Origin of the sequence: Hydrotalea sandarakina (genome assembly GCF_003254115.1) — a bacterium.
Lineage (GTDB): Bacteria > Bacteroidota > Bacteroidia > Chitinophagales > Chitinophagaceae > Hydrotalea > Hydrotalea sandarakina.
The window spans coordinates 122,410-136,449 of record NZ_QKZV01000003.1 but is presented as its reverse complement, the minus strand read 5'-3'; the positions used below and the strand labels follow the sequence as shown (position 1 = coordinate 136,449).

Annotated in this window: 12 protein-coding genes; 6 read left to right on the top strand and 6 right to left on the bottom strand. The window is 35.0% G+C overall.

What is annotated here, in order from left to right; genetic code table 11:
• Positions 1–165: 165 nt before the first annotated feature.
• Positions 166–1,362 (top strand): NAD(P)-dependent oxidoreductase, encoded by a 1,197-nt coding sequence (locus tag LX80_RS05780; protein ID WP_111294197.1) that lies wholly within the window; start codon positions 166–168, stop codon positions 1,360–1,362.
• Positions 1,363–1,373: 11 nt separating this feature from the next.
• On the opposite strand, the gene LX80_RS05775 is transcribed toward LX80_RS05780, so the two are convergent.
• From LX80_RS05775 to LX80_RS05760, 4 genes are all read right to left on the bottom strand, one after another.
• Positions 1,374–2,093, bottom strand: coding sequence for a tRNA1(Val) (adenine(37)-N6)-methyltransferase (locus tag LX80_RS05775; RefSeq protein WP_111294195.1), 720 nt, complete (start codon positions 2,091–2,093; stop codon positions 1,374–1,376).
• Between the two features lie 190 nt (positions 2,094–2,283).
• Positions 2,284–3,048 (bottom strand): succinate dehydrogenase/fumarate reductase iron-sulfur subunit, encoded by a 765-nt coding sequence (locus LX80_RS05770; RefSeq protein WP_111294193.1) that lies wholly within the window; start codon positions 3,046–3,048, stop codon positions 2,284–2,286.
• Between the two features lie 47 nt (positions 3,049–3,095).
• Positions 3,096–5,072, bottom strand: a complete 1,977-nt coding sequence (locus LX80_RS05765; RefSeq protein ID WP_111294191.1) for a fumarate reductase/succinate dehydrogenase flavoprotein subunit — start codon at positions 5,070–5,072, stop codon at positions 3,096–3,098.
• Positions 5,073–5,168: 96 nt separating this feature from the next.
• A complete protein-coding gene (locus tag LX80_RS05760; RefSeq protein WP_111294189.1) occupies positions 5,169–5,855 on the bottom strand; it encodes a succinate dehydrogenase cytochrome b subunit in 687 nt (228 codons plus the stop codon).
• Positions 5,856–6,180: 325 nt separating this feature from the next.
• On the opposite strand from LX80_RS05760, the gene LX80_RS05755 reads away from it, so the two are divergent.
• The 4 genes from LX80_RS05755 to LX80_RS05740 all read left to right on the top strand — a co-directional run bounded on the left by LX80_RS05755 (position 6,181) and on the right by LX80_RS05740 (position 11,870).
• Positions 6,181–7,431 (top strand): ABC transporter permease, encoded by a 1,251-nt coding sequence (locus LX80_RS05755; protein WP_111294187.1) that lies wholly within the window; start codon positions 6,181–6,183, stop codon positions 7,429–7,431.
• A 23-nt stretch (positions 7,432–7,454) separates the two neighbouring features.
• On the top strand, positions 7,455–8,450 hold the full coding sequence (gene tsaD / locus LX80_RS05750) for a tRNA (adenosine(37)-N6)-threonylcarbamoyltransferase complex transferase subunit TsaD (RefSeq protein ID WP_211307711.1): 996 nt from the start codon (positions 7,455–7,457) through the stop codon (positions 8,448–8,450).
• 53 nt (positions 8,451–8,503) lie between these two features.
• Positions 8,504–9,259: an XRE family transcriptional regulator gene (locus LX80_RS05745; RefSeq protein ID WP_111294183.1), complete on the top strand. Its 756-nt coding sequence runs from the start codon at positions 8,504–8,506 to the stop codon at positions 9,257–9,259.
• Positions 9,260–9,407: 148 nt separating this feature from the next.
• On the top strand, positions 9,408–11,870 hold the full coding sequence (locus tag LX80_RS05740; RefSeq protein WP_111294181.1) for a DUF5916 domain-containing protein: 2,463 nt from the start codon (positions 9,408–9,410) through the stop codon (positions 11,868–11,870).
• On the opposite strand, the gene LX80_RS05735 is transcribed toward LX80_RS05740, so the two are convergent.
• Complete coding sequence (locus LX80_RS05735; RefSeq protein ID WP_111294179.1) at positions 11,856–12,755, bottom strand: histone deacetylase family protein; 900 nt, start codon at positions 12,753–12,755, stop codon at positions 11,856–11,858. The genes LX80_RS05740 and LX80_RS05735 overlap by 15 nt on opposite strands.
• Positions 12,752–13,414 (bottom strand): ligase-associated DNA damage response endonuclease PdeM, encoded by a 663-nt coding sequence (gene pdeM / locus LX80_RS05730; protein WP_111294177.1) that lies wholly within the window; start codon positions 13,412–13,414, stop codon positions 12,752–12,754. The genes LX80_RS05735 and pdeM overlap by 4 nt, the downstream gene beginning before the upstream one ends.
• Positions 13,415–13,513: 99 nt before the next feature.
• On the opposite strand from pdeM, the gene LX80_RS05725 reads away from it, so the two are divergent.
• Positions 13,514–14,017 carry a hypothetical protein gene (locus tag LX80_RS05725; protein WP_146250399.1) on the top strand — a complete coding sequence of 168 codons (504 nt, stop codon included), beginning with the start codon at positions 13,514–13,516 and terminating at the stop codon, positions 14,015–14,017.
• The last annotated feature ends 23 nt before the right edge of the window (positions 14,018–14,040 follow it).

Below are 14,040 nucleotides of genomic sequence, written 5' to 3'. Positions count from 1 at the left end.
ATTTTTGTTAGGTTTGCCTATTTCAATAAATTAAAATAATGCAATTTATTTTAATAACTTATCTTCCAACTATTTTAATGCATCTAACTAATTCGTATTAAAAGATGCCTAAATTGTTACAATTTGTATTGAATAAAATAACTTTAGGCAGTAAAAGTTTGCTGTATGATTAAGATTGGATTGATTAAAGAAGGTAAGGTTCCTTCCGATAGCCGAGTAGCATTAATACCTGCACAATGCAAATGGATAATGCAACATTTTAAGGATATTAATATTGTGGTAGAATCATCAAATACTCGTTGTTTTAGTGATGAAGAATACAAACGTGCCGGCATTGCTGTAGTGAACGATATTTCTGATTGCGATATTTTAATGGGCATTAAGGAAGTACCTAAAGATGCACTGGTTCCCAACAAAACTTATTTATTCTTCTCGCATACTCGGAAAAAGCAACCATATAATCAAGCATTATTTCATACAATGATGGATAAAAAAATTACTTTAATTGATTATGAATGCTTAGAACATGAAGATGGGCAACGTGTTATTGGCTTTGGTTTTTTTGCAGGTGTTGTAGGTGCCCATAATGGTATGATGTGTTATGGCAACAGAACGGGTTTATATAAACTGGGAAGAGTTTATGAAGAGAAAGATTATCGTTCACTAATCCATCAATATTTTGGTTTAAAATTACCCAACGTAAAAATTGTTGTAACCGGCAGTGGAAGAGTGGCACATGGAATTTTAGAGGTGATGAATTTAATGGGAATTACAGAAGTAGAACCTGATGAATATTTGGAAAAAAAGTTTACCTATCCGGTTTATGTACAATTGAAAGGGCCTGATTTATTTACCCATAAGCACTTAAAAACATATCAACGAGAACATTTTCATGCAAATCCTTCTGATTATAGAAGTCGTTTTTTGCCTTATGCCCATTGTTCAGACATTTTAATGAATGGAATATTTTGGACAGAAGATATGCCTCGGTTATTTGAGTTATCCGATATTGATGAACACTTTGCTATTCAAACTATTTCTGACATTACTGATGATGCGCATGGTTCAATTCCGATAAACTTAGGTGACCAAACTATTGAAGACCCAGTTTATGGTGTTGATAGAAAAAATTTTACTAAAACAGCTCCTTATTTACCGGGCAGTATTGATGTAATTGCAGTGGGTAATTTACCTAATGAGTTGCCATGCGATGCCAGTCGTTATTTTGGTGAACAATTGATAAAACATGTATTACCCGATTTGTTGGGTTCCGGTAATGATATGGTAGAGCGGGCTACCATATTAAAACAAGGCCAATTAACCAATCATTTTAATTATTTAGCTGATTATGCAGCTCACTAAAAGTAAGGCTGTTACAAAAAGAGATAGTAGTCTTTTAGCAGTTCGGTAAAAGGTAAAGTGTAATTGTTATTGACTTCACGAATGGTAAGGGTATCATCAGCCAACAAGGGTGTTGGTTGTTTAGAAAAAATACAAATAGCTCTAAAAAAGTGATGCTTAGGACTTGGCTTAACATCCATCTTGTATTCAAGAAAAAATTTTTTTTGATGAGCCATGCTTATAAAAGCAGTGCTTCGAAAGTAGGGAAGTAAAACAGCAAATTTTCCTTGCTCATTTAAACATTTATTGCAAATATTTAATACATCTTCCAGTAATAATTCCTGGCTGTGCATGGCAATATTTTTATGTTGGTTATTGCTTTTCAGGCTGTTTTCATAAAAAGGTGGGTTGCAAATAATCCAATCATAGCTTTTATTAATGTGCAGTGTTTTTATGTTGCCTTTAATAAGGCGAAGTTGTGCATGCCATGGTGAACGATTAAAATTCTGTTCTGCTTGTAAAGCGGCATTTTCATCTATTTCATATGCGTCAATTAAACATTTATTTTTCTGTGCCACCATTAAGCTTAATAAACCTGTTCCTGTTCCTATGTCTGCTAGACTATTCAATTTTTGTTTTTGAAGATAATTAGCCAAAATTGCACCGAAAAGACAGGCATCTGTACAAACCTTCATTGCACATTTATCCTGATGAATGGTAAACTGTTTAAAAGCAAAAAAACTGTTAGGCATAAAAAATTGAACTGAATAGGTAAGGGGTTATGTAAACTGTTGATTACGTTTTTCTGGCAAGCATAATATGTATTTTAATGAATAATACGAATATACAATATACAATAAAACTTAACGTAATAATTAATTACAAAAAAAATCTCACCACCCTTTGTCAGTGGTGAGATGTGGTAGGGATATAATATAGTTTCTACTTTTCTGCCACTAAGCTTGCTGCTATATATTCACTATTTAAGCGGGCAATGTTTGTTAAAGAAATTTCTTTAGGACAAGCTGCTTCACAGGCACCGGTATTAGTACAAGCACCAAAACCCTCTTTATCCATTTGTGCAATCATATTTAAAACACGGGTATGACGTTCGGGATGGCCTTGTGGTAATAAAGCTAAGTGAGAAACTTTGGCAGATACAAAAAGCATTGCGCTGCTGTTTTTACAAGCAGCAACACAAGCACCACAACCAATACACATGGCTGCGGCAAAAGCTTTATCTGCATCGTCTTTGTCAATTAAAATTGCGTTTCCATCTACAGCGTTACCGGTATTTACAGAAATATATCCGCCGGCCTGAATAATTCGGTCAAACGCTGAACGATCTACAACTAAATCTTTTATTACAGGGAATGCATTGGCTCTCCAAGGTTCAACTACTATGGTATCTTCATTTTTAAAGGCTCTCATGTGTAATTGGCAAGTAGTGTTGGCTTGCCAAGGGCCATGCGGTTTACCATTAATGTACATAGAACACATACCGCAAATTCCTTCTCTGCAATCGTGGTCAAATGCAATAGGGTCTTCACCGGCTTTTATGAGTTGTTCATTTAATACATCAAACATTTCTAAAAAACTCATTTCCGATGAAATATTTTCAACTCGGTACATTTTAAAACTACCCTTTGCCTCTTTGCTGCTTTGTCTCCAAACTTTTAAGTTTAGATTCATGGTATAGTGTTCCATAGTAAAAATTTAAAATCTTTAAAAATTGAATATCATTCCTTACTAAATTATTTGTAATTTCTTTGTGTTGGTTTAATTACATCGTATTGCAATGGCTCTTTATGCAATTCCCATTGGTGCTCGCCTTTATATTCCCAAGCAGCAACGTACATAAAGTTAACATCATCACGCAATGCTTCGCCATCAGGTGTTTGATATTCTTCTCTAAAATGTCCGCCGCAGCTTTCATTGCGGTGTAAAGCGTCAATACACATTAACTCCCCTAATTCAATAAAATCTGCTACCCGTCCGGCTTTGTCCAGTTCCGGATTTAACTCATGTAAACCGCCGGGTACTTTAACATCTGTCCAAAATTCTTTTTTCAATTGTTGAATTTCCTGAATGGCTTGCTGTAAACCATTGGCATTTCTGGCCATTCCACATTTATCCCACATAATTTTACCTAAACGTCTGTGGAAATTTTCAACAGGTTGGGTGCCATTTATGCTTAACAAGCTTTCTAAACGTTCTTGAACTTTTTTCTCTGCTTGGGCAAAAGCTTCATGGTCTGTTGAAATTGGTTTATTATAAATCTCATCTGCCAAGTAATTACCAATTGTGTAGGGTATAATAAAGTAACCATCTGATAATCCTTGCATTAAGGCACTTGCACCCAAACGGTTGGCACCGTGGTCGGAGAAGTTAGCTTCACCCAATGCATATAGTCCTTTAATGGTAGTCATTAATTCATAGTCAACCCATAAACCACCCATTGTATAGTGAACGGCTGGGTAAATGCGCATGGGAACTTCATAAGGATTTTCACCGGTAATTTTTTCATACATATCGAATAAATTACCATATTTTTCTTTTATTACTTCAGCGCCTAATGCTCTGATTTGTTCTTTAGTTGGATTATCAATACCCTTTTTAACGGCTTCTGTGTGGCCATATCTGTCAAATGCATCAAATAAATCTAAATAAACAGCTTGTTTAGATGAACCTACCCCATAACCTTCGTCACATCTTTCTTTTGCAGCTCTAGAGGCAACATCGCGTGGAACCAGGTTACCAAAAGCGGGGTATCTTCTTTCTAAATAATAATCTCTTTCATCTTCCGGAATTAAATTGGGTTTGCGTGTATCGCCTTTTTGTTTAGGTACCCAAATTCTACCATCATTTCTTAATGATTCACTCATTAAGGTTAATTTACTTTGGTGGTCACCGGAAACAGGAATACAAGTTGGGTGTATTTGTGTAAAGCAGGGATTACCCATTAAAGCACCATTTTTATGTGCTTTCCATGCTGCAGTAACATTGCTGCCCATTGCATTGGTTGACAAATAGAAAACGTTGCCATAGCCACCGCTGCATAGTAAAACCGCATGACCGAAATGGCGTTCTAATTTTCCGGTAACTAAATCGCGGGCAATAATTCCTCGTGCCTTTCCATCTATAATTACCAATTCCTGCATTTCATGGCGAGCATACATTTTTACATTGCCTAATGCAACTTGGCGTTCTAATGCCTGGTAAGCACCTATTAAAAGTTGTTGTCCTGTTTGTCCGGCAGCATAAAAAGTACGTTGCACTTGTACACCACCAAAAGAACGGTTGCTTAAAACGCCACCATATTCCCTGGCAAAGGGAACACCCTGCGCAACGCATTGATCAATAATATTGGCACTATTTTCGGCAAGGCGGTAAACGTTACCTTCTCTGCTTCGATAGTCGCCACCCTTTATTGTATCATAAAATAATCTGAAAGTGCTATCGCCATCATTTTGATAGTTTTTAGCAGCATTAATTCCACCTTGTGCTGCAATGGAGTGTGCCCTGCGAGGACTATCCTGAAAACAAAATGCTTTTACTTTATAACCTAATTCGCCTAAACTGGCAGCAGCACTGGCTCCGGCTAATCCGGTACCTACAACAATTATTTCTAACTTGCGCTTATTGGCCGGATTTACCAATTTACAATGGCCTTTATAATTGGTCCATTTTTGTTCAATAGGGCCTGATGGAATTTTTGCATCTAGTATCATGGTACTACTTTTTTGTAGATTAAAGTTGGTGTTTTTCTAAACGTTAAACTTGTTTTGTTGAACCAAGTTTTTTTCATTTAGAGAATTTTTGTTGTATTAATTAATCCAATGGAAATAAAAACTAATTGGCATTAAAGCAAAAATGAGTGGTATTACAATTGCAAAACCATAGCCAAATGAGCTAAGCGCTTGCTGATATTTTTTGTTATGTACACCTATTGTTTTAAATGCACTTTGAAAGCCATGGGCTAAATGGTAACCTAAACTAATACAGCAAATAATGTAAAAAATAACCACCCACAACTCTGAGAAAGTGCTTTGCATTAAGGCATATAAGTTGTGTACTTGAATACCATTAGGTAATGTTGTTTCTTCAATACCTGTAAAACGTGAAGGTATCCAAAACTGTTTCCAGTGAACAATAAAGAATAAAAGTAAGATGGTACCTAAAATGGCCATGCTGCGGCTATACCATTTACTTCCTCTGTTACCATACGAAACCGCATAACCGATTTTTCTTTTGCTACGATTACTGGCTTCTAAAACATAACCTTGTATAATGTGGATAAAAATGAAAAGAAACAGCCCAATTTCTAATATTCTCGGAATTACATTACTACCCATAAAATGAGCAGCACGATTAAACATAACGCCACCATCGTTAGCCCAAATGCAGGCATTTAATCCGGCGTGTACTATTAAAAATAAAATGAGGAAAATTCCAGTTAAACCCATTACTAATTTCTTTCCTACTGATGAGGTAAAAGCTTGCTTCCAGGTCATATAGCAAAATTGAATTTGATAAATAAATCTGTGCAAAAATACAAACCGATGTAATGTTATAGACAAATACTTTTTTTATTTTTTTGGAACGTATTTGAAACATATAACAGTAGCTGTAAATTTTTGTTGAATTTTACTGTTGAAACGCTGTTTTTTAGTATATTTTAATAACAAAACCACTATAAATATTTATAATTTGAAATTTTGCATTGAATTTTCGAATCGGTATGTAATTGCTCATGGTTTATTTTTTGCGTTCATCACGTAATTATATCATTGAACCATTATTTTAAAATTTTGAGAAATAACATACTATTTTTGGAATATGCTGAAAATGCTCAACATTGTTTGGAACAGTTTTAAAATGGCCCTGCAAGAATTACGGGTAAATAAGCTGCGTACTTTTTTATCATTGTTTGGTATTACCATTGGAATATTTTGCATTATTGGTGTATTGGCTACTGTTGATAGTTTAAAGAGAAAAGTAAGTGGTGAAGTACAAACTTTAGGAACTAATACAATTTACATTGATAAATGGGAATATAGTGGAGGTGGTGATAATTACCCATGGTGGAAGTTTGTAAAAAGACCGACACCCACCTATGAAGAAATGAAATTTATTGAGTCAAAAAGTGAGTTATCCGATGCTGTTGCTTTTTTTGCTTCGCGGAATGCTACCGTTTCTTACGGTGATAACAGCTTAACCAATGTGAACATATATAGCATTACGGAAAATTTCATGAAAATTCAATCTATTAATTTAGCTGCCGGTCGTTATATCAATGATTATGACTTTACATATGGCACCAATTCAACTGTAATAGGACATAAGGTTGCTGAGGAATTATTCGGTAATCCTGACAAAGCAATTGGTAAACAGCTTGATTTTAATAACCATAAAGCCATAGTTGTTGGGGTTTTGGAAAAACAAGGAAACAGCTTATTAGGCGGGTTTAACTATGACGATTGCATATTATTGTCTTATCGCTACTTTGCTTCCATTTATGTCATAAAACAAAGTAGCCCTTTTATAATGGTTCAGGCCAAAAAAAATATTGCCACAACCAGTTTGTCGGATGAGCTGGATGGAATAATGCGGCAAGCTCGTAAATTAAGCCCCCAACAAGCCGATGATTTTGCTCTAAACGACGTAAACTTATTAGGTAATTCATTGAATGGATTATTTGGGTCGCTAAATTTAGGCGGATGGGCAATAGCCGGTTTAAGTTTATTGGTAGGTGCATTCGGCGTAGCCAATATTATGTTTGTTACAGTAAGAGAGCGCACCGCACAAATTGGTTTAAAAAAAGCCATAGGTGCTAAAAAAAGAACCATATTAACCGAGTTTTTGTTAGAAAGCGCCTTCTTATGTGTAATAGGCGGCTTGTTAGGGTTATTCTTAGTTTGGGTTTTAACACTTGCTTTAAGTAAGGTTTTACCCTTTCCAATATTTATTGCCCCTAATATCATTTTATTGGCATTAAGTATTTGTATTGTTTTAGGAATTTTATCAGGCATTATTCCCGCATCTATTGCTGCCAAAATGGATCCGGTAGTGGCTATTAGAAGTAAATAGCATGTACCTTTGATAAAAAAATTGTGTCATTATCTATTTTAGCAATTGAGTCTTCTTGTGATGAAACGTCTGCTGCAGTTTGTGTAGATGGAAAAATTCTTTCAAATATTATTGCAACGCAAGCCATACATGCTGAGTATGGTGGCGTAGTACCTGAATTAGCCAGCAGAGCACACATACAAAATATTGTACCGGTAGTTGATACTGCCATTAAAAAAGCAAATATTAGTTTAGCTAACGTAAATGCCATTGCGTTTACACAGGCCCCGGGTTTGTTAGGTAGTTTATTGGTTGGAACACAATTTGCAAAATCAATAGCATTGGCATTGGCAAAACCTTTAATCGCAGTGCATCATATGCAAGCACATGTTTTAGCTAATTTAATTATAGAACCGGCACCTCAATTTCCATTTTTATGTTTAACGGTAAGTGGGGGGCATACACAAATTGTTTTAGCTCATAGCCCATTAAACTTAGAAGTGCTGGGCGAAACAATTGATGATGCTGCCGGAGAAGCATTTGATAAAACGGCTAAATTGCTTGGATTGCCTTATCCGGGTGGGCCTTTAGTTGACAAATATGCTCAGTCAGGTAACCCTCATGCCTTTAAGTTTGCCCAATCACAAGTGCCCGAATTAAATTTTTCATTCAGCGGATTAAAGACTTCCGTTTTATATTTCTTACAAAAACAACCTCCAAATTTTGCTGCTGCTCACATGAATGATTTATGTGCATCTATTCAATACACCATTATTACCATGTTGTTGCACAAATTACAATTAGCAGTAAAACAAACCGGTGTTAAACGATTGTGTATTGCAGGCGGTGTAAGTGCTAATAAAGGATTACGGCATGCTTTTGAAACCTTAGGAAAAGAAAAAGGTTGGGAAACTTTTATTCCTCCTTTTGAATATTGTACCGATAATGCAGCAATGATAGCTATTACGGCATATTATAAATACCGGGCAAACCAATTCTCCGACTTAAGTATTTCACCTTCTGCAAGGGCAAGTTGGTAAAAAATATTTTTTTACTAAAAAAATTAGTATATTGCCGCTAAAATCGTTAGTTTATGAGTTTTGCTGGAAAAAACTTACGCTATTTACGCAAATTAAGAGGTTATACCCAAGAAGAATTTGCACAAAAATTAGGTATTAAACGTTCCTTAATTGGTGCATATGAAGAAGAGCGTGCAGAGCCTAAATTAGAAGTTTTAGAAGATGTGGCTCAAATGTATAAACTCAGTTTAGATGAATTGTTACTGAAAGATTTATCGGCAGCAAAAGGCACCAGTTATATAGAACAACGTAGGAAGTTGAAGATGGCTTCCGAAAATACTGCATTAATATCTTTTGTTCCGGTTAAAGCTGCTGCAGGTTATTTAGCCGGTTATGCCGATACTGAATTTTTAGATGAGCTAAACACTTTTACATTACCCATGTTAGCGCCCGGTCAGTACCGTGCTTTTGAAATTATTGGCGATAGTATGTTACCTACGCCAAGTGGCAGCGTAATTGTGGGTGAAAAAGTAGAAAATGTTGAAGAAGTTAAATCGAGTAATACCTATGTTGTGCTATCTAAGCAAGACGGCATTGTTTACAAACGCATTTTAAAAAATAACAGAGCTAAAAATAAATTAACCTTGGTAAGTGATAATCCGGTTTATGAACCTTATTCGGTTTCTACTGATGATATTTTGGAAGTTTGGAAAGCCGTTTTCATTTTACAAAAAGCCAATACCGTGCAACGCTGGGATGTAAACCAATTAGCCGGTATGGTGAATAATTTGCAGGCACAGGTTTCCACATTAAAAAAGAAACTTAATTAAACAATTCACATCTAATTTTGCCAATTTTCAAAGCTGCTCATTATCAAGCAGCTTTTTTCATTACATCCCTTTATTTCTGCCATTCATCCTATTTTCATTATTGCAAAATTTTGTTTTCGTGTAGTTTTGAAAGAAGCTCATGTAACCCATGGATAATAAATTAAAATTATCTTTTTTGCTAATTTTATTGGCTTGTCAGGTTTTTGCCCAACAAAAACATTTCAAGGCATTTCGTACGCAACATGCCGTTAAAATAGACGGAATTTTAAATGAAAATGAATGGGCAGTAGCTGAAGTTGCCAATAATTTTATTGTAAATCAACCTCAATTTGGTGCAACCGCTTCTCAAAGCACGGAAGTTAAAGTTTTGTATGATGATAATGCAATATATGTAAGCGCCTATTTGCATGATGACCCCACTTTAATTCGCAGACAAATGACCTTACGCGATGGTGAACAGCGGCAAGATGTAGACGTTTTTGGCGTTGCATTTGATACTTATCATGATGGGCAAAATGCTTTCATGTTTATGGTAACTGCAGCCAATGTTCAAAGCGATGCAAAACTTTCCGGGAATTTTAATTTGAATAATGGCGTTGACTATAATTGGGATGCGGTATGGGATAGCCATGTGAATATAGTGAATGATGGGTGGATAGTAGAAATAAAAATTCCTTACATGAGTCTTCGGTTTGCACAAAAAAATGTGCAAGATTGGGGTGTTAATTTTTATCGATCAACCCGGCGCTTAAATGAAGTAAGCTATTGGAATCCTGTCAATCCCAATATTGCTGGTTTGGTAAATCAATTCGGTGTTTTAAGCGGTTTAGAGAATTTACAACCTCCTTTGCGACTTTCATTCTTGCCCTATGTGTCAGCAGGATATAGTACGGTGCCTACGGCTACCGGAACTATTAAAAATGTTTTACATAATGGCGGTATGGATGTAAAATATGGCATTAATGAAAGTTTTACGTTGGATATGACATTAGTACCTGATTTTGGACAAACATTGAGTGATAATGTAATTCTTAACTTATCACCTTATGAAGTTCAATTTGCGGAAAACAGGCCCTTTTTTACCGAAGGAACCGAATTGTTTAATAAAGCCGGAATTTTTTATTCCAGACGTATAGGGAAAACACCAACTTTATATGACAGTATTAATCAATTAGCAGTTGATAGTGGTTATACTATTTTGCAAAATCCTTCCCTAACACAATTATATAATGCCACTAAATTTTCAGGTCGTACCAAGCATAATTTGGGAATAGGTGTTTTTAATGCAGTAACCGCGCCAATGTTTGCAGATGTACGCGACAATAAGGGTAGTGTGCACCATATTGAAACAGAACCTCTTTCAAATTACAATATCATTGTACTCGATCAAGCTTTGGCCAATAGAAGCAGTATTTCATTTACAAACACAAATGTTATTAGACGTGGCGGTGATCAATTGGCTAATGTGAGTGCAGTTGACTTACGCTTGTTTGATAAAGCCAACCAATATTCATTGCAAAGCAAAGCAGCTTATAGCACAGTAGGAGGGGCCTATGCACATAACGGATTTAAACTAATGAATAGTTTTGGAAAAGTGAGTGGTTTGTGGCAATGGAATTTTTCTAACAATATTGAAAGCGATCAATACGATCCTAATGATTTAGGCTATTTGAAAGCGCCAAATGAAGTAAGTTATACTGCAAACGTATCTTATAACCAATATAAACCCGGTAAAAATTATAATTTTAAAATATACAGTTTTAGTTTAAAATATCAAAATTTATATAAACCCTATTCATTTAGCAGCCTATATTATTACACTACCTTTTTAAAGGTGTTTAAAAACTTTTACGATGCGAAATTAGTTGTTGAAGGTAGCCCTGTATGGAGTAACGATTATTTTGAATTAAGAACTCCCGGTGCAAAACTTAAAAGGGTACCTTATGTTTTTTCCGGAGTATTTGGTAGTTCAGATAGTAGAAAAAAATTGTTTTTTAATTATGGAATAGGTTATGCAACTGCATATGACTACAGTGAACATATTCCTTACTCAGTAGTCACAGGAGGAATAAGATTTAGGTTCAATAATCAATTTTCTGTTAGTTTAAATAGTAAAAAAGAATTTGATGCCGGCGAATTCGGCTGGGTATTTTTTGAATCGGGTACCAATGTACCTGTTATTGGCCAACGCAGAGTAATTCGCATGGATAATGTATTCAATGCTATATATAATTTTCAGGCAAGAATGAATGTTACTTTGCGTGTAAGGCATTATTGGAGTAGAGTGCACTATGTAAAAATGTTTCATGTGGATAGTGAAGGCAATTTTCAAAATCTTGAAATTCCTGTTGTTCCCGGTTATGATAATAATTTTAATGCATTAAATGTTGATGCTTTTTATACCTGGGATTTTAGATTGGGAAGCAGGTTGATTATTGCCTGGAAGAACGCTATAGGTCCCGATGTTACTATTAATGGGGAACAATACAAAAAATACATGGATAATTTGTTTGAGGCATTTGCTTCTCCCTTAAGTAATCAAATTTCAGCAAAGTTTATTTATTTCATTGATTATAACCAACTTCGCAGAAATAAATCAGTACAAATGTAAAGCGGTTCTGAAAGTATTGCAGTGGGCTTCAATAATTGTTCGAATATCGGGCGAATAGCCACCACCCATTGCTACAACAACGGGTATGCCTTGTTGTTTGCATGCTTTAAAAACTATTTCATCTCGCTTTTTACAACCATTCATCGAAATATTCAGCTTACCATATTTATCGGTTTGTAAAACATCTACTCCCGATAAATAAAAAACAATATTGGGCTTTACTAAAGGTAATAAATACTGAATGGCTTCTTGTAATTGTGTTAAGTAAGTGTAGTCATCCGTACCATCGGGTAATGGAACATCAATATTTGAAATGGTTTTATGGAATGGATAATTATGTGCACCATGCATGCAAAATGTAAATACGTTAGGATTATGTTCAAAAATAGCAGCTGTACCATTACCTTGGTGTACATCAACATCGATAATCAATATTTGATTGACTAACTTTTCCCATAATAAATAATTGGCTGCAACTGCAAAATCATTCAGCAAACAAAAACCTTCGCCATGATCGCTGAAAGCATGATGGGTGCCACCTGCAACATTTAATGCAATACCATTTTTAAATGCGCTTAAACTACAGTTAATGGTGCCTTGCGTAATCAACCATTCACGGTGGGTTAATGCAACTGACTGAGGAAAACCGATTTTACGTTCTTCAGCCAATGAAAGTGTTTGTGTTTTTAGCTTTTGAACATAATACTTATCATGAGTTAATAAAACAATTTCATCGTCAACGGGTATGGGTTGTACTAAATTTTCTTTGGTTATGCTTCCTTCATGTAATAACTGTGCTGGTATTAGTTCATATTTTTCCATTGGGAATCGATGACCGGCAGGAAGGGCATGTGCATATAATGGATGAAAAGCAATTTCAATCATTTTATTTCAATTATGTTTTGATTCGCTATTGCAAAAACTTTGTCTTTTTTAGTAGGTTTTAGCATAGCTAAACCTGTGAAATTGCTGAAGGCAGGTAATATTGCTTGGTGTTTACCGAAATAGAAACAAGGCAATTTTATTTGTTGTTTGCCTGTTATTTTTAAACGAATGCCGGGATGAATATGTCCGGAGATGGTATATACATCTTTTTCTTCATCATTTTCAGTTTCATTGGGATTATGAATAAATAAAAATGGTGGAAGCAGCAATTGGTGTTGATGCAATATAATACCCGCATCGTTATACCATTCTTCAGATAATATATCGTGATTGCCTTTTATTAAATGAAATGGAACTTTTGTGGTTTCATTTTTCCATTTTAAAAAATGAGTTACTTCTTGATTGTTTTTTTTGTGTAATAAATCACCAACAATTAATATTTTTTTTGGATTGAATACCGAAATAACTTGCCATAGCCTACGCAAATCATCTTTAAAAATGGCTTCAGGAACAGCTATACCATTGGCTTTAAAATGAGCAGTTTTCCCTATGTGTGTGTCTGAGAGAATAAGTGCGCCTTCTTCTTCCCAAAAAATACATTTTTCGGCAACTAACCATAAGTGCTGGTTTTTAAATGGAAAAAGGTATGGCGCAAACATAGTAGCAAATGTAAAAACAATGCTTAAAAATTTAATACATTAAATTTTGCTGAATGAATTGAGAATAATATTTTTAGATCAATTTAATTTTTTATTACAATGATGGAATACAACTTAAAAGGCAATGAACCCATTGCGCCCAGATATGGAATGCTTAAAGTACTTACCATACTTACATTTATTGGAAGTGGCATTGCCATACTATCCGGCATTTATCAATATATGACTGCTGATAAAAGCCTTGCTGCCATGCAGCAAATGGCTAATAGTCCTGATTTCGATAAAATGCCTGATTTTGCTAAAAAGTTCTATTCACCTGAGGCAATAGAACTTGTTCGCTTATCAGTCGTAAATAAATTACCCATACTGGTTGTAACGCTTATTGGTGCCATACTTTGTATTTTAGGTGCCATTGATATGCGAAAATTGAAAATGCAGGGATATTATATGTGGATAATTGGAGAAATTTTTCCAGTTATTGCTTCTATTATTTTGCTGGGTAAATCTTCTATTACGGGATTAGGGGCATATTTGGGTTATGGATTCATTGTCTTGTTTATTATTTTATATTCCAGCCAAATAAAATATTTGACTAACAAGTAAAGGAATGGGTGTTTTGAAGCAGC

Excerpts from the sequence above, each read along its gene's own strand:
- pdeM (WP_111294177.1), bottom strand. The coding sequence starts at position 13,414 with ATGTTTGCGCCATACCTTTTTCCATTTAAAAACCAGCACTTATGGTTA.
- LX80_RS05770 (WP_111294193.1), bottom strand. The coding sequence starts at position 3,048 with ATGGAACACTATACCATGAATCTAAACTTAAAAGTTTGGAGACAAAGC.
- LX80_RS05760 (WP_111294189.1), bottom strand. The coding sequence starts at position 5,855 with ATGACCTGGAAGCAAGCTTTTACCTCATCAGTAGGAAAGAAATTAGTA.
- LX80_RS05745 (WP_111294183.1), top strand. The coding sequence starts at position 8,504 with ATGAGTTTTGCTGGAAAAAACTTACGCTATTTACGCAAATTAAGAGGT.
- LX80_RS05725 (WP_146250399.1), top strand. The coding sequence starts at position 13,514 with ATGATGGAATACAACTTAAAAGGCAATGAACCCATTGCGCCCAGATAT.
- LX80_RS05740 (WP_111294181.1), top strand. The coding sequence starts at position 9,408 with ATGGATAATAAATTAAAATTATCTTTTTTGCTAATTTTATTGGCTTGT.
- LX80_RS05755 (WP_111294187.1), top strand. The coding sequence starts at position 6,181 with ATGCTGAAAATGCTCAACATTGTTTGGAACAGTTTTAAAATGGCCCTG.
- LX80_RS05765 (WP_111294191.1), bottom strand. The coding sequence starts at position 5,072 with ATGATACTAGATGCAAAAATTCCATCAGGCCCTATTGAACAAAAATGG.
- LX80_RS05775 (WP_111294195.1), bottom strand. The coding sequence starts at position 2,093 with ATGCCTAACAGTTTTTTTGCTTTTAAACAGTTTACCATTCATCAGGAT.
- LX80_RS05780 (WP_111294197.1), top strand. The coding sequence starts at position 166 with ATGATTAAGATTGGATTGATTAAAGAAGGTAAGGTTCCTTCCGATAGC.
- LX80_RS05735 (WP_111294179.1), bottom strand. The coding sequence starts at position 12,755 with ATGATTGAAATTGCTTTTCATCCATTATATGCACATGCCCTTCCTGCC.